Here is a 19,371-nt window from a genome sequence, read left to right as displayed (position 1 = left end):
CAGGGGGGACCCTGTGGGAGAGTAGGACGCCGCCGAACAATTATTCCGGGAAAGCCCCGTGCCCTTGTGGCACGGGGCTTTTCTGCGTTCACAGCTTCTGCTCCCGGACCCCTGTGCATCGGTGATCCGATGGTGAGGGTAAGGTCAGGGGGCATCATTGGCACGTTCTTCACAGGAGGCATCCGGGTGGAGGTCCAGGAGACTCGAGTTCAGACGGACCGAGTACTCACCATCCCCAACATCCTCAGCATGGCTCGTCTCGTCGGCGTACCGCTCTTCCTGTGGCTGATTCTCCGCCCCGTGTTCGGCGGGCCCAACAGCGATGGCTGGGCCCTGCTGGTTCTGATGCTGAGCGGGGTCAGTGACTACCTTGACGGCAAGCTCGCCCGTCGCTGGAACCAGATCAGCAATCTCGGCCGGCTCCTGGACCCGGCCGCCGACCGTCTCTACATTCTCTCGACCCTCGTCGGGCTCACCTGGCGGGAAATCCTGCCGCTCTGGCTGACGGCCGCGCTCCTCGCCCGGGAGCTGATGCTCCTCGTCATGGTGGGAATCCTGCGCCGGCACGGCTATCCGCCGCCGCAGGTGAACTTCCTCGGCAAAGCTGCAACATTCAACCTGATGTACGCCTTCCCCTTGTTGCTGCTCAGTGACGGAAGTGGTTGGCTTGCTTCGCTGGGCACCATTTTCGGATGGGCGTTCGCTGGGTGGGGTACAACCCTCTATTGGTGGGCAGGGATCCTGTACGTGGTCCAGGTCCGCCGTCTGGTCAAGGCGGATGAAGTAGCCGACTAGCTCGTTCCCGTGGCGCCGTGCAGAGTCGCCGGCCCGCACCGCATAGTTGAGGTGTTGCCCGACGGGTGAAGTCGGCTAGACCGTCGTCTCTTCGAGGAGGACGTTTCCGACATGAAGGCCGTCGTTATGGCAGGCGGCGAAGGCACTCGCCTTCGCCCCATGACCTCAAGCATGCCCAAGCCGCTCCTGCCCGTGGCCAATCGGCCGATCATGGAGCACGTGCTGAGGCTGCTCAAACGGCACGGGCTCAACGAGACCGTGGTTACCGTCCAGTTCCTCGCCTCCCTCGTCAAGAATTACTTCGGCGACGGCGAAGAACTCGGGATGGAACTCAGCTATGCCAACGAGGAGAAGCCCCTCGGTACCGCGGGAAGCGTGAAGAACGCCGAGGAAGCTCTGAAGGACGACACCTTCCTGGTCATTTCCGGCGACGCCCTCACCGACTTCGATCTCACGGACCTCATAGCTTTCCACAAGGAGAAGGGTGCACTCGTCACGGTCTGCCTGACCCGGGTCCCTAATCCCCTTGAATTCGGGATCACGATCGTGGACGAGGAAGGAAAGGTAGAGCGCTTCCTGGAGAAGCCGACCTGGGGGCAGGTCTTCTCGGACACCGTGAACACGGGCATCTACGTGATGGAGCCCGAGGTGTTCGACTATGTGCAGGCCGACACCTCGGTGGACTGGTCCGGCGATGTGTTCCCGCAGCTCATGAAGGACGGCAAGCTGATCTGCGGCTATATCGCGGAGGGCTACTGGGAAGATGTGGGCACCCACGAAAGCTACGTGAAGGCCCAGGCCGACGTGCTGGAGCGCAAGGTCGACGTCGAACTCGACGGCTTCGAGATCTCCCCGGGAGTCTGGGTCGCGGAAGGCGCCGAGGTCCACCCTGACGCGGTACTGCGGGGGCCGCTTTACATCGGTGACTACGCCAAGATCGAAGCCGGGGCCGAGATCCGCGAACACACCGTGGTGGGCTCGAATGTCGTCGTGAAATCCGGTGCGTTCCTGCACCGGGCGGTCGTGCACGACAACGTCTACATCGGGCAGCACAGCAATCTGCGTGGATGCGTGATCGGCAAGAACACCGACATCATGCGGGCAGCCCGCATCGAGGACGGTGCCGTAATCGGCGACGAGTGTCTGGTCGGGGAAGAATCGATCATTCAGGGCAACGTCAGGGTCTACCCGTTCAAGACCATCGAAGCCGGTGCCTTCGTCAACACCTCGGTGATCTGGGAGTCGCGCGGCCAGGCGCATCTCTTCGGTGCGCGCGGGGTCTCCGGCATCCTGAACGTCGAGATCACGCCGGAGCTCGCTGTCCGGCTCGCCGGAGCGTATGCGACGACGCTGAAGAAGGGCGCGACGGTGACCACCGCCCGTGACCACTCCCGTGGTGCGCGTGCGCTGAAGAGAGCGGTCATCTCGGCGCTGCAGGCCAGCGCCATCGACGTCCGTGACCTGGAGAACGTGCCGCTGCCGGTGGCCCGTCAGCAGACCGCGCGGGGCAGCGCCGGCGGCATCATGATCCGTACGTCTCCCGGCGTGCCGGATTCGGTCGACATCATGTTCTTCGACGAGCGGGGAGCCGATCTCTCCCAGGCGCGGCAGAGGAAGCTGGACCGGGTCTACGCCCGTCAGGAATACCGCAGGGCCTTCCCCGGGGAGATCGGGGACCTGCATTTCCCGTCGAGCGTCTTCGACTCCTACACGGGTTCCCTGCTCCGTAATGTCGACACGGCGGGCATCGCTGACGCGGGCCTCAAGGTGGTCGTGGACGCGTCCAACGGCAGCGCCGGGCTTGTTCTGCCCAGCCTGCTCGGACGCCTCGGCGTGGATGCGCTGACCATCAACCCGGGGCTCGACGAGTCCCGGCCGACCGAGTCCGCCGAGTCCCGGCGCGCTGGGCTGGTCCGCCTCGGCGAGATCGTGTCGTCCGCACGGGCCGCCTTCGGAGTCCGGTTCGACCCCGTCGGTGAACGGCTGTCCCTCGTGGACGAGCGGGGCCGCATCATCGAGGACGACCGGGCACTGCTGGTGATGCTCGACCTCGTGGCAGCCGAGCGGAGAAGCGGACGCGTGGCCCTGCCGGTGACGACCACGCGCGTCGCCGAACAGGTCGCGGCCTATCACGGTACGCAGGTGGAGTGGACGACCACGTCACCTGACGACCTGACCCGGGTGGGCCGCGAGGACACCACGATCTTCGGTGGTGACGGCCGCGGCGGCTTCATCGTCCCCGAGTTCAGCAGCGTCTTCGACGGTGCGGCGGCCTTCGTCAGGCTGATCGGCCTGGTGGCCAGGACACAGCTCACCCTCAGCCAGATCGATGCCCGCATCCCGCGCGCCCATGTGCTGCGCCGCGACCTCGCCACGCCGTGGGCGGTCAAGGGGCTCGTCATGCGCCGGGTCGTGGAGGCCGCGGGCGAGCGCAGTGTGGACACCACGGATGGTGTCCGGGTGGTCGAGACCGACGGCCGTTGGGTGATGGTGCTGCCCGACCCGTCGGAGGCGGTCACCCACCTGTGGGCAGAAGGCCCCGACGACGCTTCGGCCCAGGCACTGCTCGACGAGTGGGCGGCGGTCGTGGACAGCGCGGGCGACTGAGCAGGCGACCGTTGGTCCGAAAGCCGTGCGGCACGGCTTCCGGACCAACGGTGGGGCCATTCGGCGGCAGCGGGCATGACGTGCGACGATGTGCGGCATGTCGCAGCCGCCCCCCGATCGGAGTAGCGCTCCGCCGCGTCCTCGCCCCGACGCGTCCATGTCGCTGCTGACCACCGTGATGGAACACAGCCTCGACGAGGGGTACGCCGAGGCCTCCGCACGTCGCCGGTCCGAGGGCAGCGACGGAATGCCGCGCACGCTGAGGGCGAAGCTCGGCCTCGCCGCGGGGCTGGTGCTGGCCGCCCTCGTGGTGACGCTGGGAGCCGCCGAGGCACAGGTCGCGGCGCCGGTCGTGGCCAAGGAACGCGAAGAGCTCATCGACCGGGTGAACGCCGAGACCTCCACGGCGGACACGCTCGAAGCAGATGTCGAGAAGCTGCGCAAGGACGTCGGCGAGCGGCAGCGCAAGGCACTGCAGGAGCACGGCGGGGATCAGGGCGGCCTGGTGGCGTTGCTGTCCGGAGCCACCCCTGTCGAAGGCCCCGGGATCAAACTGGTCGTGGACGACGCGGAGGACACCGACCAGGGTGGGGGCGGGCCCCGTGAGTCCACCGGCTTCTCCGACACCGGCCGCGTCCGTGACCGGGACATGCAGCGCGTGGTCAACGGCCTGTGGCAGTCCGGTGCCGAGGCGGTCTCGATCAATGGCCAGCGGCTCACGGCGCTCTCCGCTATCCGCGCGGCGGGCGACGCCATACTGGTCGACAACAGGCCGCTCGTGCCGCCGTACACGGTGCTGGCGGTGGGGGACGGCAAAAGGCTCGTCACCGCCTTCCAGGACAGTGCTGACGGCCAGTATCTTCAGGCGCTTCACGAGAGCTTCGAGATCCGCACCAGCATCTCCGAGCAGGAGAAGGTGCGTCTTCCGGCCGCGCCCAGCCTGATCGTACGTACAGCAGAGCCTCAGGCCGCAGACACGGGCAGTGGTGCGGCAGACACAGGGAAGGGCACATCGTGATCGCCGTACTGGGCCTCGTCGTGGGAGTCGTGGTCGGACTGTTGGTCCGGCCCGAAGTGCCGGCGGTGGTCGAGCCCTATTTGCCGATCGCCGTGGTGGCCGCGCTCGACGCCGTCTTCGGCGGTCTGCGGGCGATGCTCGACGGGATCTTCGTGGACAAGGTCTTCGTGGTGTCGTTCCTGTCGAACGTCGTGGTGGCCGCGCTGATCGTCTTCCTCGGCGACAAACTCGGCGTCGGAGCCCAGCTGTCCACCGGCGTGGTGGTCGTGCTGGGCATCCGGATCTTCTCCAACGCCGCGGCCATCCGCCGACACGTCTTCCGGGCGTGAGGCCGATGAGCAGCGAACAGAACCCGAGCAGCGAACGGAACCCCGGCGGCGGGGGCCCTACCGGGGCGCTCCCGGCCGAAGGGCCCGCGCCGGAACCGTACCCGCCGGTCCGTTCCGAGGAAATCTCCGGCCGTCAGCGGCTCCGGGCCGGACTCTGGCCCCCCAGGGTCAGCAGGGCCCAACTGATCGTGGCGCTCCTCTTGTTCGTCCTCGGACTGGGGCTGGCCATCCAGGTCAGGTCGAACAGCGACAACAGTGCCCTGCGTGGTGCCCGCCAGGAGGACCTGGTCCGTATCCTCGACGAACTCGACAACCGCACCCAGCGCCTCGAGGACGAGAAGCAGCGCCTCGACGACCAGCGCACGGAACTCGAGAACAGTTCCGACCAGGCGGAGGAAGCGCGCAAGCAGACCCTCGAGAAGGAGCGCCAGCTCGGTATCCTGGCGGGCACCGTCGCGGCGCACGGCCCAGGGATCACGTTGACGATCAGTGACCCGACCAGCGCGGTGGAGGCCGACATGCTCCTGGACACCATCCAGGAGCTGCGAGCCGCGGGCGCCGAAGCGATCGAAATCAACGGCGTGCGGGTGGTGGCCAGTACATATTTCTCCGGTGACGGGGGAGAATTGAGAGTCGACGGCCGGAAGATCGAGGCGCCCTACGCGTTCAAGGTCATCGGCAAGCCGCAGGACCTGGAGCCGGCTCTGAACATTCCCGGAGGTGTGGTGCAGACGCTCGTGGGGGAGCAGGCCACGGCGGAGGTGGCGCGCGCCGACGACATCGTCGTGGACGCCTTGCGTCCGGCGGAGCAGCCTGATTACGCTCGGTCGTCGCCCCAGTGAGGCGGGGGTGCGCGGTGTTCGAAGGACACGGTCGGCAGGTTGCGGGGGGTCGGCGCAACGGATCGGTGACGCGTGGTGGAAACTGTCGGGTGGCTACGGACGTTGTGAAGATGTCCGGGTCGGCAGGTGTGTTCATTCAGGGTTCGTCCTGCCCCACGGGCGGGTCTATTTCGGTCAAGGGGAAACGCCCGTGAAGTTGTTTGCGAAGTTGTTCGGAAAGAGTGCCCGCGAGGACAGCAACAGCGCTGCCCGCCACCGCGCTCCGCGTCAGGGTGCCGAGGAGCAGGGCTCGGAGCGCCCACTCTTCCGCGACGAGGTCCAGGGGGCCGGCGCGTCGTCCGTTGACCCCGGAAGTGCAGGACGCATAGGTTTCGGAGGGTCATCGACCTCAGGCACGGGTGGAGGGTTCGGCCCCACTCCGGGTGGCTCGGCCACGCCGGTTTGTACGAGGTGCGGGCACCACAATGCCGAGGCCAGCCGTTTCTGCTCCAACTGCGGTGCGCCGCTGAGGGGCGGAGTGCCCGAGCGTGCCTCGGAAACGACCTCGACCATCTCGATCTCCGGTATCGAGGCCTACGAGGCCGAGGCGACGGGCCAGACGGCTCTTCCCTCGCTCTCCCCGGAGGCTCAGGTCGCGGTCGACGCCCTGCCGGCCGGTTCCGCGCTGCTGGTGGTCCGGCGCGGCCCGAACTCCGGCAGCCGCTTCCTGCTGGACGGTGACCTCACGACGGCAGGCCGTCACCCGCAGAGTGACATCTTCCTCGACGACGTGACCGTGTCGCGGCGACATGTGGAGTTCCACAGGAGCCCGGAGGGTAGTTTCACCGTGGGCGACGTCGGCAGCCTCAACGGCACCTACGTCAACCGCGAGCGCATCGATTCCGTCGCGCTGACCAACGGCGACGAAGTCCAGATCGGAAAGTACCGTCTGGTCTTCTACGCGAGCCAGCGGGGCGTGTGACCTCCTCCGGACTTCGTCCGGGGGGACCCTCAGGAAGGTCCATGCTGCGAACACCCACAGGCGGTGCCGGTAACGGCACCGCCGCCGCAGGCGAGCGCGCGATGAGCATCGGCACGGTGCTCCTGCAGCTGCGCGACGAGTTTCCCGAAGTCACCATCTCCAAGATCCGCTTTTTGGAGGCGGAAGGGCTCATCGAGCCTCAGCGGACGCCTTCGGGGTACCGGAAGTTCGGCCCTGCCGACGTTGAGCGGCTGGCTCAGGTGCTGCGCATGCAGCGGGATCACTACCTGCCGCTCAAGGTCATCCGTGAGCACCTGGAAGCCTTGGCCGGCGGTGAGCAGGCGGTACTGCCGTCCGGCGGGGAGGGTGAGCCCGCCGATGCCTTCCGCGACCAGGGTCTGGGGCAGGCCACCGCCGCCCGTATCGGGCGCGCAGAGCTCCTGGCCGCCGCAGAGGCCAGCGAGGAGCAGCTCGAGGAGTGGGAGTCGTACGGGCTGATCGTGCCCGCCTCCGGGGGCAGCTACGACGCCGAGGCGGTGACGGTGGCGCGTTTGGTGACGGACCTGGGCAGATTCGGCCTGGAACCTCGGCACCTACGGGCGGTGAAGGCGGCCGCGGAGCGCGAGGCAGGCCTGGTCGAGCAGGTCGTCGCGCCCCTGCGCAGGCACCGGAATCCGCAGACCAGGGCCCATGCGGAGGCCACCGCGAAGGAGCTTGCGGAGCTCTCCGTCCGGCTCCACGCCGCGCTCGTGCAGAGCGCTCTGAAGGCCGGGTTCCACTGAGTGCGGAAGAGCCCGACTATCCAAACATGGCGGGCACGTCCTAGGGTTGCTGTGTGAACGAGCTCGACGTTGTGGGTGTCCGGGTGGAAATGCCCTCCAACCAACCGATCGTTCTCCTGCGTGAAGTGGGAGGCGACCGGTACCTCCCTATTTGGATCGGCCCTGGGGAAGCGACCGCGATCGCCTTCGCCCAGCAGGGCATGGCTCCGGCCAGGCCGCTGACCCATGATCTTTTCAAGGATGTGCTCGAGGCGGTAGGCCAGGAGCTCACCGAGGTCCGCATCACGGACCTTCGGGAAGGGGTCTTCTATGCGGAGCTGGTCTTTGCCAGTGGGGTCGAGGTGAGCGCGCGGCCGTCCGACGCCATAGCGCTCGCCCTGCGCACCGGCACGCCGATCTACGGCAGTGACGGGGTGCTGGATGACGCAGGCATCGCCATTCCGGACGAGCAGGAGGACGAGGTGGAGAAGTTCCGCGAATTCCTCGACCAGATCTCGCCGGAGGACTTCGGTACGAACAGTCAGTGACCGTCCTGCGGTGGTGGTGTCAGCGCATCCGACAAGCCTTTCCCCGGAATCAGCCACGGGAAACCACCCTCAGGGTGATTATCACTCGGCGTGCCGAGTGTGGCGATCGTTGACGCACCCCTGGTGACTGCCTACCTTCGAGGTGGCAGGTCAAGGACGGAGGTCGGCGTGAGTAGCAGCGGCGACGGTACGGTCGCGGGTGGGCCGTATCAGCAGCACGGCAGTGCGGCCGACCATTCCATCAGACAGCCGGTTCAGCCGGCGGTGGTGGCAGCGGACGGTGTGGCAGTGGCAGGGGACATCGGCTATCGGGGACCGACGGCGTGTGCGGCGGCCGGTATCACTTACCGACAGCTCGACTACTGGGCGCGTACGGGGCTCGTGGAGCCGAGCGTGCGTCCGGCGTACGGGTCGGGGACGCAGCGTCTCTACAGTTTCCGGGACGTGGTCCTTCTCAAGATCGTCAAGCGGTTCCTCGACACGGGTGTCGCTCTCCAGAACATCCGCACCACCGTGCAGCACCTCAGAGCCCGCGGATTCACGGATCTCGAGCGGATGACTCTGATGTGTGACGGGGCGACGGTCTACGAGTGCTCCTCGCCCGACGAGGTCGTGAATCTGCTCCAGGGCGGCCAGGGCATTTTCGGTATCGCCGTCGGTGTCGTCTGGAAAGACGTCGACGCGGCCCTGTCCCAGCTCCACGGGGAGCGCGTCGACACGGGGGAGACCCTGGTCGGTCACAATCCCGCTGACGAACTGGCGCGGCGGCGCAATCGCGCAGGCTGAGGCCCCGGGGCAGGACGGGATGGTGCGAGTGCCGGGCGGGGCGGTTGTCAGTGGCGTAGGGCAGCATCGGTTCATGTGAGAGCCGCGCCGACCATCCTGCATCTGGACATGGATGCCTTCTACGCCTCAGCCGAGCAGGCGGCGAAGCCGAGCCTCCGCGGCAAACCCGTGGTGGTGGGCGGTCTGGGGATGCGCGGCGTGGTCGCCACCGCGTCGTACGAGGCGCGGCGACTCGGCGTGCATTCGGCGATGCCGATGGCACAGGCGAGGCGGCTCGCGCCCAACGCCGCGTATCTCGTCCCCCGTTTCGCGCTCTACCGGACGGTGAGCGATCAGGTGATGGAGCTTCTCGGGCGGCTTTCTCCGCTCGTCGAGCCGCTCAGCCTGGACGAGGCCTTCGTCGATCTGGAGGCCGGGGGCGTCGCCGACGACTCGGCTTTGGCGCGTGCGATCGGTGAACAGCTGCGCACCGTGATCAGGGACGTCACCGGACTCAGCGGTTCCGTCGGCCTGGCCGGCTCCAAGATGCTGGCCAAGATCGCCTCCGAGGAAGCGAAACCGGACGGACTGCTGCTGATCGAGCCCGGCACCGAACGTCAGCTCCTGGCACCCATGTCCGTGCGCATCCTCCCGGGCGTGGGGCCCGCCACCGGCGACCATCTCCGCCGCGCCGGCATGACCGTCGTCAGCCACCTCGCGGAGGCAGGCGAGGCGGAGCTCGTGCGGCTGCTGGGCAAGGCTCACGGTGTCGCGCTCCACCGCATGGCTCAGGGCTACGACGACCGTCCCGTCAACGCCGAACGCGACGCCAAGTCAGTGTCGGTGGAGGACACCTTCGACGTGGACCTGCACGACCGCGTGCGCGTCAGGACGGAGGTGGTGCGGCTCGCCGACCGCTGTGTGCAGCGGCTGCGAGGCGCGGGGCGGTCCGGGCGGACCGTCGTCCTCAAAGTCCGCCGCTACGACTTTTCGACGCTCACCAGGTCCGAGACGCTACGCGGCCCCACCGACGACCCCACGGTGGTCAGGGAGGCCGCTGCGCGCCTTCTGGAGGCCGTGGACACGACCGGCGGTGTAAGACTGCTCGGAGTGGGCGTCACGGGGCTGGCGGACTTCACACAGGAGGATCTCTTCGCTCAGGCGGCCGACGCGGAGCATGCCGCCGAGGAGTCAGCAGCGGCCGACGCCGCCCAGGACGAGCGGGATGCCGCGGTGGAGGGGGCGAGAGGGGTGGGCCCCCGGGAGAGCGAGGAGCCGCCGGCCTCGCGGCGCTGGCCGGCCGGGCACGACGTACGGCACGAAATCCATGGCCATGGTTGGGTGCAGGGCAGCGGCGTCGGCCGCGTCACCGTGCGCTTCGAGGAACCCTGGACGCCACCCGGCCGGGTGCGTACGTTCCGTGTCGACGATCCGCAGCTGCAGCCGGCCGATCCGCTTCCCCTGGTGCGGGACCCGGTGGACTACTCCTCGTGGCCGGCGAGCTTGCCGAAGTCCCTGTCGGCGCCCGTACCGGGGGAGGAGGGAGAGGTGTCCAGCCCGTAATGACGGTAGAGCTGCAGTTCCTGCTCGGGAGACAGATGACGGCCCACGCCGAAGTCGGGCGCGTCCTTGATCAGGGCCCGGTCGAAGGGGATCAGCAGTGAACCGTCGACGAATTCGCTCGGCTCCAGCGGGACGAACGCGTCCCGGGTGAAAAGACCGGTGCGCACGGCGGCCCACTCGGGCACCCCTGTGGCGTCGTCGAGATAGACCTCGTCCACCGTTCCGATCTTGGCACCTTGACGGTCGAAGGCCTTGCGGCCGATCAGGCTGCGCGGATCGATGTCGGTCTGCACGGTGCCTCCCACTGGTCACGACGGCATCAGGTGGTCGCGGCTGCTCCACAGGCTCTACGAAAGGCCAGATCCGGGCCGTCGGCCACTCGAGACGGGCCGCTCCGGGCTCGCTGGTAGGCTGGGACACGGCTGCTGACCCTGTGCGGGAGAGTCCTCCGGAGCGATCCGGGGGCGCCGAAGGAGCAACTCCTCCCCGGAATCTCTCAGGCCCCCGTACCGCACGGACGAGGTCACTCTGGAAAGCAGGGCGATATCCGGTACGGCACGAGCCGCGACGGGCACCTCCCTCACCGACGGTGAAAGCCGGTACGCCCCAGGGCGCGCCGGTGAAGCTCTCAGGTCGAGATGACAGATGGGGAGGCCGTTCGGGCAGCCACGCCGTGGCGCCCCTCGCAGGTCGTGACAGACCAGGAGGCCTCCATCATGACCCCCCGCCGCACTCCGCTCTCCCAGTTGGAGCAGGGCATTCCGTTCGAGCAGCGCCACATCGGGCCCGATGCCGGGGCGCAGGCGAAGATGCTCGCCCTGGTCGGCTACGGCTCCCTCGACGAGCTCACCACCGCCGCGGTGCCCGACGTGATCAAGAGCGCAGAGGCGCTGAACCTCCCCGAGGCCCGCACCGAGGCCGAGGTCCTGGCCGAGCTGCGAAGCCTTGCCGACCGCAACCAGGTGCTCGCCCCGATGATCGGGCTCGGCTACTACGGCACGTTCACCCCGCCGGTGATCCTGCGCAACGTCATGGAGAATCCTGCCTGGTACACGGCCTACACGCCGTACCAGCCGGAGATCTCCCAGGGCCGTCTCGAGGCCCTCCTGAACTTCCAGACGATGGTCGCCGACCTCACGGGGCTGCCGACTTCGGGCGCCTCGCTCCTCGACGAGGGGACGGCCGCCGCCGAGGCCATGGCGCTGGCGCGAAGGGTCGGCAAGGTCAAGGACGGTGTCTTCCTGGTCGACGCCGATACGCTGCCGCAGACCATCGCGGTGATCGAGACCCGCGCCGAGCCGACGGGTGTCGAGGTCGTCGTCGCCGACCTCAGCGACGGCATCCCCGCTGAGGCCGCCGAGCGCGGCGTCTTCGGTGTGCTGCTCCAGTACCCGGGCGCCTCCGGTGCCGTGCGGGACATCAAGCCGGTCATCGACCAGGCGCACGAGCTGGGCGCGATCGTGTCCGTCGCCGCCGACCTGCTGGCTCTCACGCTGCTCACCTCGCCCGGTGAACTGGGCGCGGACATCGCGGTCGGCACCACGCAGCGCTTCGGCGTCCCGATGGGCTTCGGCGGACCGCACGCCGGCTTCATGGCGGTACGCGCGAACTTCGCCCGCAGCCTGCCCGGCCGTCTCGTCGGGGTGTCCGTCGACGCGGACGGCAACAAGGCCTACCGCCTGGCGCTGCAGACCCGTGAGCAGCACATCCGCCGGGAGAAGGCCACCAGCAACATCTGTACCGCACAGGTGCTGCTCGCCGTCATGGCCGGCATGTACGCCGTCTACCACGGGCCCGACGGACTCCGGACGATCGCCCGGCGCACCCACCGGTTCGCCACCGTCCTGGCCGAGGGGCTGCGCGCCGCCGGGACCGAGGTCGTGCACGACGTGTACTTCGACACCCTCACGGTCCGCGTGCCGGGTACGGCGGCCGATGTGGTCGCCGATGCGCGTGAGCGCGGGGTGAATCTGCGCCTGGTCGACGCCGACCACGTCTCCGTCGCGTGTGACGAGACCACCACCCGCGCCCGGATCGCCGCGGTCTGGGCGGCCTTCGGGGCCGGTGGCGACATCGAGGCGCTGGATGCCGAAGCGGCCGATGTACTGCCCGACGGGCTGCTGCGTACCGACGCCGTCCTCACCCATCCGGTGTTCCACCAGCACCGCTCCGAGACGGCAATGCTGCGCTACCTCCGCAAGCTCGCCGACCGTGACTACGCGCTGGACCGCGGCATGATCCCGCTCGGCTCCTGCACCATGAAGCTCAACGCGACCGCGGAGATGGAGTCGATCACCTGGCCCGAATTCGGCGCGCTGCACCCCTTCGCGCCGGCCGAGCAGGCGCAGGGCTTCCTCACCCTCATCCGTGAGCTGGAGGAGCGTCTCGCCGAGGTCACCGGTTACGACGCCGTCTCCATCCAGCCCAACGCGGGCTCGCAGGGCGAATTCGCCGGGCTGCTGGCCGTGCGCGCGTATCACCGGGCCAACGGGGAGCACGGGCGTACTGTCTGCCTGATTCCGTCCTCCGCGCACGGCACCAACGCCGCGAGCGCCGTGATGGCCGGCATGAGGGTCGTCGTGGTGAAGACCGCCGACGACGGTGAGGTCGACATAGAGGATCTCCGGGCCAAGATCGCGAAGCACCGCGACGAGCTCGCCGTCCTCATGATCACCTACCCCTCCACGCACGGCGTCTTCGAGGAGCACGTCGCCGACATCTGCGGTGAGGTGCACGACGCCGGCGGCCAGGTGTACGTGGACGGCGCCAATCTCAACGCGCTGGTCGGTCTCGCCAAGCCGGGGCATTTCGGTGGCGACGTCTCCCATCTGAACCTGCACAAGACCTTCTGCATCCCGCACGGCGGCGGCGGTCCGGGGGTCGGTCCCGTCGGGGTGCGCGCTCACCTGGCGCCGTACCTCCCCAACCACCCCCTCCAGCCCGCTGCGGGCCCGGAGACCGGCGTCGGTCCGATCTCGGCCGCTCCGTGGGGCTCGGCGGGCATCCTGCCGATCTCGTGGGCGTACGTACGCCTCATGGGGGGCGAGGGCCTGAAGCGTGCGACGCAGGTCGCCGTACTCGCGGCCAACTACATCGCCAAGCGCCTGGAACCGCACTTCCCCGTCCTGTACAACGGTCCGGCCGGCCTGGTCGCGCACGAGTGCATCGTCGACCTGCGTCCGATCTCCAAGGCGACCGGCGTCAGCATCGACGACATCGCCAAGAGGCTGGTCGACTACGGCTTCCACTCGCCGACCATGTCGTTCCCGGTGGCCGGGACGCTGATGATCGAACCGACCGAGAGCGAGGACCTCGCCGAGCTCGACCGGTTCTGCGACACGATGATCGCCATTCGCGGCGAGATCGACAAGATCGCCTCCGGTGCCTGGAGCGCGGACGACAATCCGCTGCGCAACGCCCCGCACACGGCCGCGGCGCTCGGTGGGGAGTGGAATCACACCTACACCCGTGAAGAGGCGGTCTTTCCGGCCGGCGTCACGCCCTCGGACAAGTACTGGCCGCCGGTGCGCCGGATCGACGGCGCGTTCGGTGACCGCAATCTGGTCTGCTCCTGCCCGCCGCTGGACGCGTACGACCAGTAGGACAAGGCATACGCCTCGGGGCCGGTGCGGAAGCTTCTTCCGGGCCGGCCCCCGTGTCCTGTCAGCCGTGGTCAGGCAACCTTCATCACCTGGCCGCCCTTCAGCGGGCGGTGCGGGGCGATGATCTGCCCGTCCGGGAGCAGCTCACCGGTGTCCTCGAAGAGCAGGACGCCGTTGCACAGCAGGCTCCAGCCCTGCTCCGGGTGGTGGGCCATCAGGCGTGCGGCTTCCCGGTCGTTGGAGTCGGCGGTCGGGCAGGGTGACTTGTGCTGGCACATGGGTGGTTTCTTTCGCTGCGTTGAGTCGAGTGTTCTGCGGCTGGACGATGTGTTCATGGCAGCCCCCGTATCAGTCGGTCCGGTCCCAGTGTTGCCCCGCGGGCGTCTCTTCGCAGGTATTTCGCGGCAGCCGCTGTTCTCCTCCCGCGACGCATCACCCGGCCGGACGGTTCAACGCAACTGCGCTGTCTGTTCGGATGGTTCGGGGCGACCTGACCGGACTAGTCCGGACGGGTACGCACGCGCCCCCGCCGAGCAGCTCGGCAGGGGCGCGTGCGGAAGGCGGGTCAGGCGGGCGACCCGAGGAGACCGGGGACCCCGGGAACGTTGGGAAGAGGTGCCGGGGTGACACGCAGCGTCATGACCGGGAGCAGGTCCGCGACCCGGTGCGGACGGTGGGCCGTGATGCCCGGGGGAGCGGGTGCCAGGGGCACCAGCACGTCGGTCGGTGCGAGAGCACCGCTGCCTGCGTCGGCCTCGATGTCGTGGTGCAGCCACAGCGTGAACATGTACAGCTCGGGCACCGACAGCAGACGGGGCTGGTAGGGCCTCGTCGTCGACTCCGCCTGGCGTACGGCGAGTTCGGTAGAGGCGATATAGGGGCCCTCGAAGAAGTGAGAAAAGGTCCAGCCGTCGGCGGTGAGCATGGTGTCCGCGGCGGCGACGGCGCGCCCGCCGCTGCGGATCAGGAAGCGCCAGCCGGCGAGGCGGGTGCGCGGCGCGGTCTCGTTCGGCAGGATTCGGTCCAGTACGTGGACGGGAAGCGGGAGTTCGGGGCTCAGCGATCCCTGGACGGAACGGAGAGCAGGCGTGTGGGCCTCGCGGACTGCGGTGGGAGAACCGAGTGCCGCGAGAACGCTGCGGAGTGCGGGCGCTGGGGCCGGGGAAATATGCAGCGGCATGGTGGGTTGCCTCTCACTTCGGAGACACGGTGATGCGTGGGCGGGTGCAGACGGCGCTGTCGGCGTGCGGGGCCAGAGGAAGGCCTGTGACGGGACGGACGGGCCGGTGCGTCAACTCTCTGCCTCGTTCGCAGAGTTTATACGACAAATCTTCACACGATGTTTCGGCTAGCCGTCTCGCCTATTTAGCAAGGCGGATTTGAGCCTTTGAATAGCACGGTTTCTGTGGATTCGAGACGCTTCCGACGCCCGCCGCCGGGTATTTTCTCGATGCGACGGTAGGCTGAAACTCGTCGGTGTTTCCGCCGTGCGCCTCGATCGCGCACCCTGCATATGCCTCATGCCTTCGGAATGTGCCTCCGGCGTCAGTCATCAGACTACCGGGTGCCCGTGGGCCGTGGAGGCGTTACGGATCATCTCGTCGGGGCATTATCGATCGTGATACAAGCGGCCTGAGTGTCGGGCCGACCACTCGAGGAGGGACCCTGCGATGGGCGAGAAGGTCGTGGCGGGCGCCTTTGCCCCGTCCGATCGGCAGGCGTACCGCGAGAAGCTCACCCAGTGCCTGACCGGGCTGGAGAGGCTCCTGTCGGAGCGGAGGTTCGATCGTCCCAGAAATCTCATGGGGCTGGAGATCGAGCTGAATCTCGCGGGGTCGGACGGCATGCCGAGGATGCGGAATGCGGAGGTGCTCCAACGCATCGCCAGCCGGGATTTTCAGACGGAACTGGGGATGTTCAATCTGGAAGTAAATATTCTTCCTCACCGGCTGAGCGGCCGGGTATTCGATCAGCTGGCCGAGGAGTTGCGCACAGGGCTGGCATATGCCCACAGGAAGGCCGCAGAGGTCGACGCCGGGATCGTGATGATCGGCATCCTGCCGACCCTCGGACAGGACGACGTGGTTTCGGCGAACTTGTCGGACGTCGATCGGTATACGCTCCTCAACGATCAAATGGCGGCCGCGCGGGGAGAGGAATTCACCCTCGATATCGAAGGGGTCGAGCGACTGGTCTCGACCTCCGCCTCGATCGCCCCGGAATCGGCGTGCACGTCGGTCCAGTTGCACCTGCAGGTGACACCGGACCGGTTCGCAGACGTCTGGAACGCGGCCCAGGCCGTCGCGTCGGTGCAGATCGCCCTCGGGGCCAACTCCCCCTTCCTGTTCGGCAAGGAGCTGTGGCGCGAGTCGAGGCCACCGCTTTTCCAGCAGGCCACGGACGTGCGGCCGCCCGAGTTGCGGAATCAGGGAGTGCGTCCCAGGACCTGGTTCGGCGAGCGATGGATCAGTTCGGCGTACGAGCTCTTCGAGGAGAACGTGCGTTACTACCCGCCGCTGCTGCCGATCCGTGACGAGGAGGATCCGCTGCGGATTCTGGACGAGGGTGGTGTACCGGCACTGGCCGAACTCGTCCTGCACAACGGCACTATCTACCGGTGGAACCGCCCGGTGTACGGGCTGGCCGACGGCGTCCCCCATCTGAGGGTGGAGAACCGAGTCCTGCCCGCCGGCCCCACGGTCGTCGATGTGATCGCCAATGCCGCCTTCTACTACGGCCTGGTGCGTGCGCTCGCAGACGAGTCCCGGCCGGTGTGGTCCAGGCTGCCCTTCGAGGCGGCAGCCGAGAACTTCGACGCCGCCTGCCGCCACGGGATCGACGCCGAACTGCTCTGGCCGCGCCCCGGCCGCTCCGGCGGCGTGGCCAAGGTGCCTGTCGTCAAGCTCGTACGGGACGAACTGCTGCCGCTCGCGGCCGCCGGGCTCGACGCCTGGAACATCGAGCCCTCGGACCGTGACCGCTACCTCGGTGTCATCGAGGAGCGGTGCAGGCTCCAGGTGAACGGCGCCTCCTGGCAGGTCGATACGTACCACCGTGCCGTGAGGGCCGGCCTCGACCGGGAGGGCGCGCTGGCAGCCACCACCCGGCGCTACGGCGAGCTGATGCAGGCAGGTGAACCGGTGCACACCTGGCCGGTCGGCTTCCCCGCCCGCTGAGGAGCCGGCCCGCCCGGTGTCCCGCCGCCCCGGCCCGTCGGGCAAGCTGTGTCGACGCATGGCTGACGGCAGGTGTACAGGTGGAGGCGGGGCGCGTGGCTGATTCCAATCCTCACGAGGGGGTGTCCCGGCGGACCCTCCGGGCGGAGACGCTGCTCGTGCTGGCTCTCTCACTCGGGGCCAGTGGGGTGTCCGCCCTGATCAGCTTCATCGGGTCGCTCACGAAACCGGGGGGTCTCAAGGACCAGGCGGCGACGCTGAACGGATCGCATGCCCCCGGGCGGCCGTGGCTGGACCTGACCTGGCAGCTCTTCGGTATCGCGACCGCCCTGGTGCCCGTCGCGCTGGTGGCTCATCTGCTCATGCGGGAACGGGCCGGTCTGCGGACCCTCGGACTCGACCGCACCAGGCCCTGGCCGGACCTGGGCCGGGGCACCCTGGTCGCGGCGGGGATCGGCAGCTCGGGGCTGGCGTTCTACCTGGTGGCGCGGGCCACGGGGTTCAACCTGACGGTCGTTCCGGAGTCTCTGCCCGATGTGTGGTGGAAGTTCCCGGTGCTGATCCTCTCAGCGGTGCAGAATTCGCTCGTGGAGGAGGTCATCGTCGTCGGCTATCTGCTGCGCCGGATGGGGCAGTTGGGGTGGACGCCGATGGCAGCCCTGGTGGCGAGCTCCGTGCTGCGCGGCTCGTACCACCTGTACCAGGGGATCGGCGGCTTCATCGGGAACATGGTCATGGGCGTCGTTTTCGTGCTGCTGTACAGGCGCTGGGGGCGGGTCGGGCCGCTGGTCGTCGCGCACGCCCTGCTCGACATCGGGGCGTTCGTCGGCTACGCGCTGCTCGAGGGAAAGGTGGACTGGCTGCCCACGCCGTGAGCAGCCGGTCCGTCCCGTGAGGGCGGCGGGTCCGCCCCGGCGTTCTCAGAGCCCGGTGAGCAGTTCCCCGTCGATCACCGTGACAGCCCTGCCGGTCAGCAGCGTGCGCTCGCCGCGCAGCGAGGTGTGGACCAGGCCGGAGCGGGCGGAGGCCTGGAGGCCGATGAGGTCCTCGCGGCCGAACCTCGCCGACCAGAAGGGCGCCAGGGCGGTGTGGGCACTGCCGGTCACCGGGTCCTCGGCGATGCCGACCCGGGGGAAGAAGCCGCGCGAGACGAAGTCGTACGTGCTCGTGGGGTCCGCGGCGGCCGCCGTGGCGATGACTCCCCGCCGGGAGCAGGCGGTGAGCGCGTGGAAGTCCGGCCGCAGCGCGCGTACGGCCGCTTCGTCGGCCAGTTCCACCAGTAGGTCGCCGAGGTGCTCACCCGTGTCGTGCAGGGAGAGGGGCGATGCGCCGAGTGCTTCCGCCAGCCCGGGCGGGGCGGGTACCGGCGTCAGCGGCGCCGTGGGGAAGTCCAGCGTCAGGCTGCCGTCGGAGTGGGCGGTGGTGCGCAGGGTGCCGGAACGGGTTGCGTAGCGCACCGTGCCGCTCGCGGCTCCGGTGGTGTGCAGGACATGGGCGGTGGCCAGTGTCGCGTGCCCGCAGAGATCGACCTCGGTGGTGGGGGTGAACCACCGCAGTGCCCAGTCGGCCTCACCGCCCGGCGGCAGCGGGAGGGCGAATGCGGTCTCCGAGAGGTTGACCTCGGAGGCGATGAGCTGGAGGCGGTCTTCCCCGGGGAAGGTGCCGGAGTCCAGGACTACGACTCCGGCGGGGTTGCCGGCGAAGGGGCGGTCGGTGAACGCGTCAACGATGCGGATCTTCATGAGGCCGACCGTAGGCGGGGCCGTTTCGCGCGGTCCAAGGCCAATCAGGGATAAGCGGCCCGGGAGTGCCCGGCTCGTGCGGGCCCGGGGGCGAGGTGGACTTCGTATGCGGTGCAGCACTCGCTGATCTCCGTCCCTTCGTCCGGCTCCCGCAGCAGAGGCGCGGTGACGACGAGTCCGGCCTGGTCCGGGAGGGCGGCGAGCGGCAGGTAGCGCCAGGGGGACACCGGTCCGATGAGCGCCACGGGGCCCCTTTCCGTTCATCAAGGGTCTTCAGGTGGCGATCTGAACGCTAGCAGTTGATGAACGGGAAAATGAACGGTTCTGACGGGAAGTCGGGGCGCAAGGCGGCTCGGCGGGGCGCGTTCGGTAAACGGTCGATTGATGAACAGCTCATGGGGTCCAACGGACCGCCGGTACGCCTATGAAAACAGGGGCTGCCCATTGGGATAGGCGGGCAGCCCCTCCGAGAGTCCTGCACCGGCTACAGAAGATGTCAGGCGGCCTTACGTTCGTGGACGGGTTGATCGAGCCATTCGTAGGGTTGGGTCGCCCAGGGGTGCTGGTTGTGGCTTTCAGGCGGCTGCCGTTCGTGGCTGAACTCGCTTCGCCGCCCGGCACCCCACGACGACCGGGCCGCTGATTGGGAAGTGCGAACAAGT

At 68.3% G+C, this 19,371-nt stretch carries 18 protein-coding genes and 1 riboswitch; of the genes, 13 read left to right on the top strand and 5 right to left on the bottom strand.

Annotation, left to right across the window (positions count from 1 at the left end; translation table 11 throughout):
• Nucleotides 1-186 precede the first annotated feature (186 nt).
• The 10 genes from ACWD04_RS32795 to ACWD04_RS32750 all read left to right on the top strand — a co-directional run bounded on the left by ACWD04_RS32795 (nt 187) and on the right by ACWD04_RS32750 (nt 10,189).
• Nucleotides 187-795 (top strand): CDP-alcohol phosphatidyltransferase family protein, encoded by a 609-nt coding sequence (locus ACWD04_RS32795; protein ID WP_451137387.1) that lies wholly within the window; start codon nt 187-189, stop codon nt 793-795.
• A gap of 111 nt (nt 796-906) precedes the next feature.
• Nucleotides 907-3,402 carry a sugar phosphate nucleotidyltransferase gene (locus ACWD04_RS32790; RefSeq protein ID WP_451137386.1) on the top strand — a complete coding sequence of 832 codons (2,496 nt, stop codon included), beginning with the start codon at nt 907-909 and terminating at the stop codon, nt 3,400-3,402.
• Between the two features lie 97 nt (nt 3,403-3,499).
• The gene (locus tag ACWD04_RS32785; protein ID WP_451137385.1) at nt 3,500-4,420 is read left to right on the top strand and encodes a DUF881 domain-containing protein; all 921 of its coding nucleotides are present in this window, start codon (nt 3,500-3,502) and stop codon (nt 4,418-4,420) included.
• On the top strand, nt 4,417-4,749 hold the full coding sequence (locus ACWD04_RS32780) for a small basic family protein (RefSeq protein WP_003970459.1): 333 nt from the start codon (nt 4,417-4,419) through the stop codon (nt 4,747-4,749). The genes ACWD04_RS32785 and ACWD04_RS32780 overlap by 4 nt, the downstream gene beginning before the upstream one ends.
• 5 nt (nt 4,750-4,754) lie before the next feature.
• Entirely contained in the window at nt 4,755-5,591 is an 837-nt protein-coding gene (locus tag ACWD04_RS32775) for a DUF881 domain-containing protein (protein WP_451137384.1), read from the top strand.
• Nucleotides 5,592-5,781: 190 nt separating this feature from the next.
• Nucleotides 5,782-6,552, top strand: a complete 771-nt coding sequence (locus tag ACWD04_RS32770) for an FHA domain-containing protein (protein WP_451137383.1) — start codon at nt 5,782-5,784, stop codon at nt 6,550-6,552.
• 41 nt (nt 6,553-6,593) lie between these two features.
• Nucleotides 6,594-7,334, top strand: a complete 741-nt coding sequence (gene ftsR, locus ACWD04_RS32765; RefSeq protein WP_451137382.1) for a transcriptional regulator FtsR — start codon at nt 6,594-6,596, stop codon at nt 7,332-7,334.
• A gap of 53 nt (nt 7,335-7,387) precedes the next feature.
• Nucleotides 7,388-7,861, top strand: coding sequence for a bifunctional nuclease family protein (locus ACWD04_RS32760; protein WP_006123076.1), 474 nt, complete (start codon nt 7,388-7,390; stop codon nt 7,859-7,861).
• Nucleotides 7,862-8,029: 168 nt separating this feature from the next.
• Nucleotides 8,030-8,647, top strand: coding sequence for a MerR family transcriptional regulator (locus tag ACWD04_RS32755; protein ID WP_451137381.1), 618 nt, complete (start codon nt 8,030-8,032; stop codon nt 8,645-8,647).
• A gap of 75 nt (nt 8,648-8,722) precedes the next feature.
• Entirely contained in the window at nt 8,723-10,189 is a 1,467-nt protein-coding gene (locus tag ACWD04_RS32750; RefSeq protein WP_451137380.1) for a DNA polymerase IV, read from the top strand.
• Here ACWD04_RS32750 and ACWD04_RS32745 read toward each other — a convergent pair.
• The gene (locus tag ACWD04_RS32745; RefSeq protein WP_451137379.1) at nt 10,108-10,482 is read right to left on the bottom strand and encodes a PRC-barrel domain-containing protein; all 375 of its coding nucleotides are present in this window, start codon (nt 10,480-10,482) and stop codon (nt 10,108-10,110) included. The two genes, ACWD04_RS32750 and ACWD04_RS32745, sit on opposite strands and share 82 nt — an antisense overlap.
• A 133-nt stretch (nt 10,483-10,615) precedes the next feature.
• Nucleotides 10,616-10,711: riboswitch (glycine riboswitch) on the top strand.
• Nucleotides 10,712-10,905: 194 nt separating this feature from the next.
• On the opposite strand from ACWD04_RS32745, the gene gcvP reads away from it, so the two are divergent.
• Entirely contained in the window at nt 10,906-13,791 is a 2,886-nt protein-coding gene (gcvP, locus tag ACWD04_RS32740) for an aminomethyl-transferring glycine dehydrogenase (protein WP_451137378.1), read from the top strand.
• A gap of 71 nt (nt 13,792-13,862) precedes the next feature.
• Here gcvP and ACWD04_RS32735 read toward each other — a convergent pair whose 3' ends face one another.
• Both ACWD04_RS32735 and ACWD04_RS32730 read right to left on the bottom strand, forming a co-directional pair.
• Nucleotides 13,863-14,069: a DUF5999 family protein gene (locus ACWD04_RS32735; RefSeq protein WP_451137377.1), complete on the bottom strand. Its 207-nt coding sequence runs from the start codon at nt 14,067-14,069 to the stop codon at nt 13,863-13,865.
• A 287-nt stretch (nt 14,070-14,356) separates the two neighbouring features.
• Nucleotides 14,357-14,971: a hypothetical protein gene (locus ACWD04_RS32730; RefSeq protein WP_451137376.1), complete on the bottom strand. Its 615-nt coding sequence runs from the start codon at nt 14,969-14,971 to the stop codon at nt 14,357-14,359.
• A gap of 490 nt (nt 14,972-15,461) precedes the next feature.
• Between ACWD04_RS32730 and ACWD04_RS32725 the strand changes: the two genes are divergently transcribed.
• Together ACWD04_RS32725 and ACWD04_RS32720 are read left to right on the top strand one after the other, a co-directional pair.
• Nucleotides 15,462-16,967: a glutamate-cysteine ligase family protein gene (locus tag ACWD04_RS32725; RefSeq protein WP_451137375.1), complete on the top strand. Its 1,506-nt coding sequence runs from the start codon at nt 15,462-15,464 to the stop codon at nt 16,965-16,967.
• A gap of 95 nt (nt 16,968-17,062) precedes the next feature.
• A complete protein-coding gene (locus ACWD04_RS32720) occupies nt 17,063-17,842 on the top strand; it encodes a CPBP family intramembrane glutamic endopeptidase (RefSeq protein WP_451137374.1) in 780 nt (259 codons plus the stop codon).
• Between the two features lie 45 nt (nt 17,843-17,887).
• Here the strand turns inward: ACWD04_RS32720 and ACWD04_RS32715 are convergent, their stop codons facing one another.
• Entirely contained in the window at nt 17,888-18,709 is an 822-nt protein-coding gene (locus tag ACWD04_RS32715) for a PhzF family phenazine biosynthesis protein (RefSeq protein ID WP_451137373.1), read from the bottom strand.
• Nucleotides 18,710-18,753: 44 nt separating this feature from the next.
• Nucleotides 18,754-18,954, bottom strand: a complete 201-nt coding sequence (locus ACWD04_RS32710) for a hypothetical protein (protein ID WP_451137372.1) — start codon at nt 18,952-18,954, stop codon at nt 18,754-18,756.
• Nucleotides 18,955-19,371: the final 417 nt, after the last annotated feature.

The sequence above is a fragment of the Streptomyces sp. NPDC002911 genome, assembly GCF_053591835.1.
This window is presented reverse-complemented; position numbering and strand designations above follow the sequence as displayed.

What these genes read in the sequence shown, in the direction of transcription:
- ACWD04_RS32790 (WP_451137386.1), top strand. Translation starts at nt 907, where the DNA reads ATGAAGGCCGTCGTTATGGCAGGCGGCGAAGGCACTCGCCTTCGCCCC.
- ACWD04_RS32715 (WP_451137373.1), bottom strand. Translation starts at nt 18,709, where the DNA reads ATGAAGATCCGCATCGTTGACGCGTTCACCGACCGCCCCTTCGCCGGC.
- ACWD04_RS32775 (WP_451137384.1), top strand. Translation starts at nt 4,755, where the DNA reads ATGAGCAGCGAACAGAACCCGAGCAGCGAACGGAACCCCGGCGGCGGG.
- ftsR (WP_451137382.1), top strand. Translation starts at nt 6,594, where the DNA reads ATGCTGCGAACACCCACAGGCGGTGCCGGTAACGGCACCGCCGCCGCA.
- ACWD04_RS32785 (WP_451137385.1), top strand. Translation starts at nt 3,500, where the DNA reads ATGTCGCAGCCGCCCCCCGATCGGAGTAGCGCTCCGCCGCGTCCTCGC.
- ACWD04_RS32735 (WP_451137377.1), bottom strand. Translation starts at nt 14,069, where the DNA reads ATGTGCCAGCACAAGTCACCCTGCCCGACCGCCGACTCCAACGACCGG.
- ACWD04_RS32725 (WP_451137375.1), top strand. Translation starts at nt 15,462, where the DNA reads ATGGGCGAGAAGGTCGTGGCGGGCGCCTTTGCCCCGTCCGATCGGCAG.
- gcvP (WP_451137378.1), top strand. Translation starts at nt 10,906, where the DNA reads ATGACCCCCCGCCGCACTCCGCTCTCCCAGTTGGAGCAGGGCATTCCG.
- ACWD04_RS32730 (WP_451137376.1), bottom strand. Translation starts at nt 14,971, where the DNA reads ATGCCGCTGCATATTTCCCCGGCCCCAGCGCCCGCACTCCGCAGCGTT.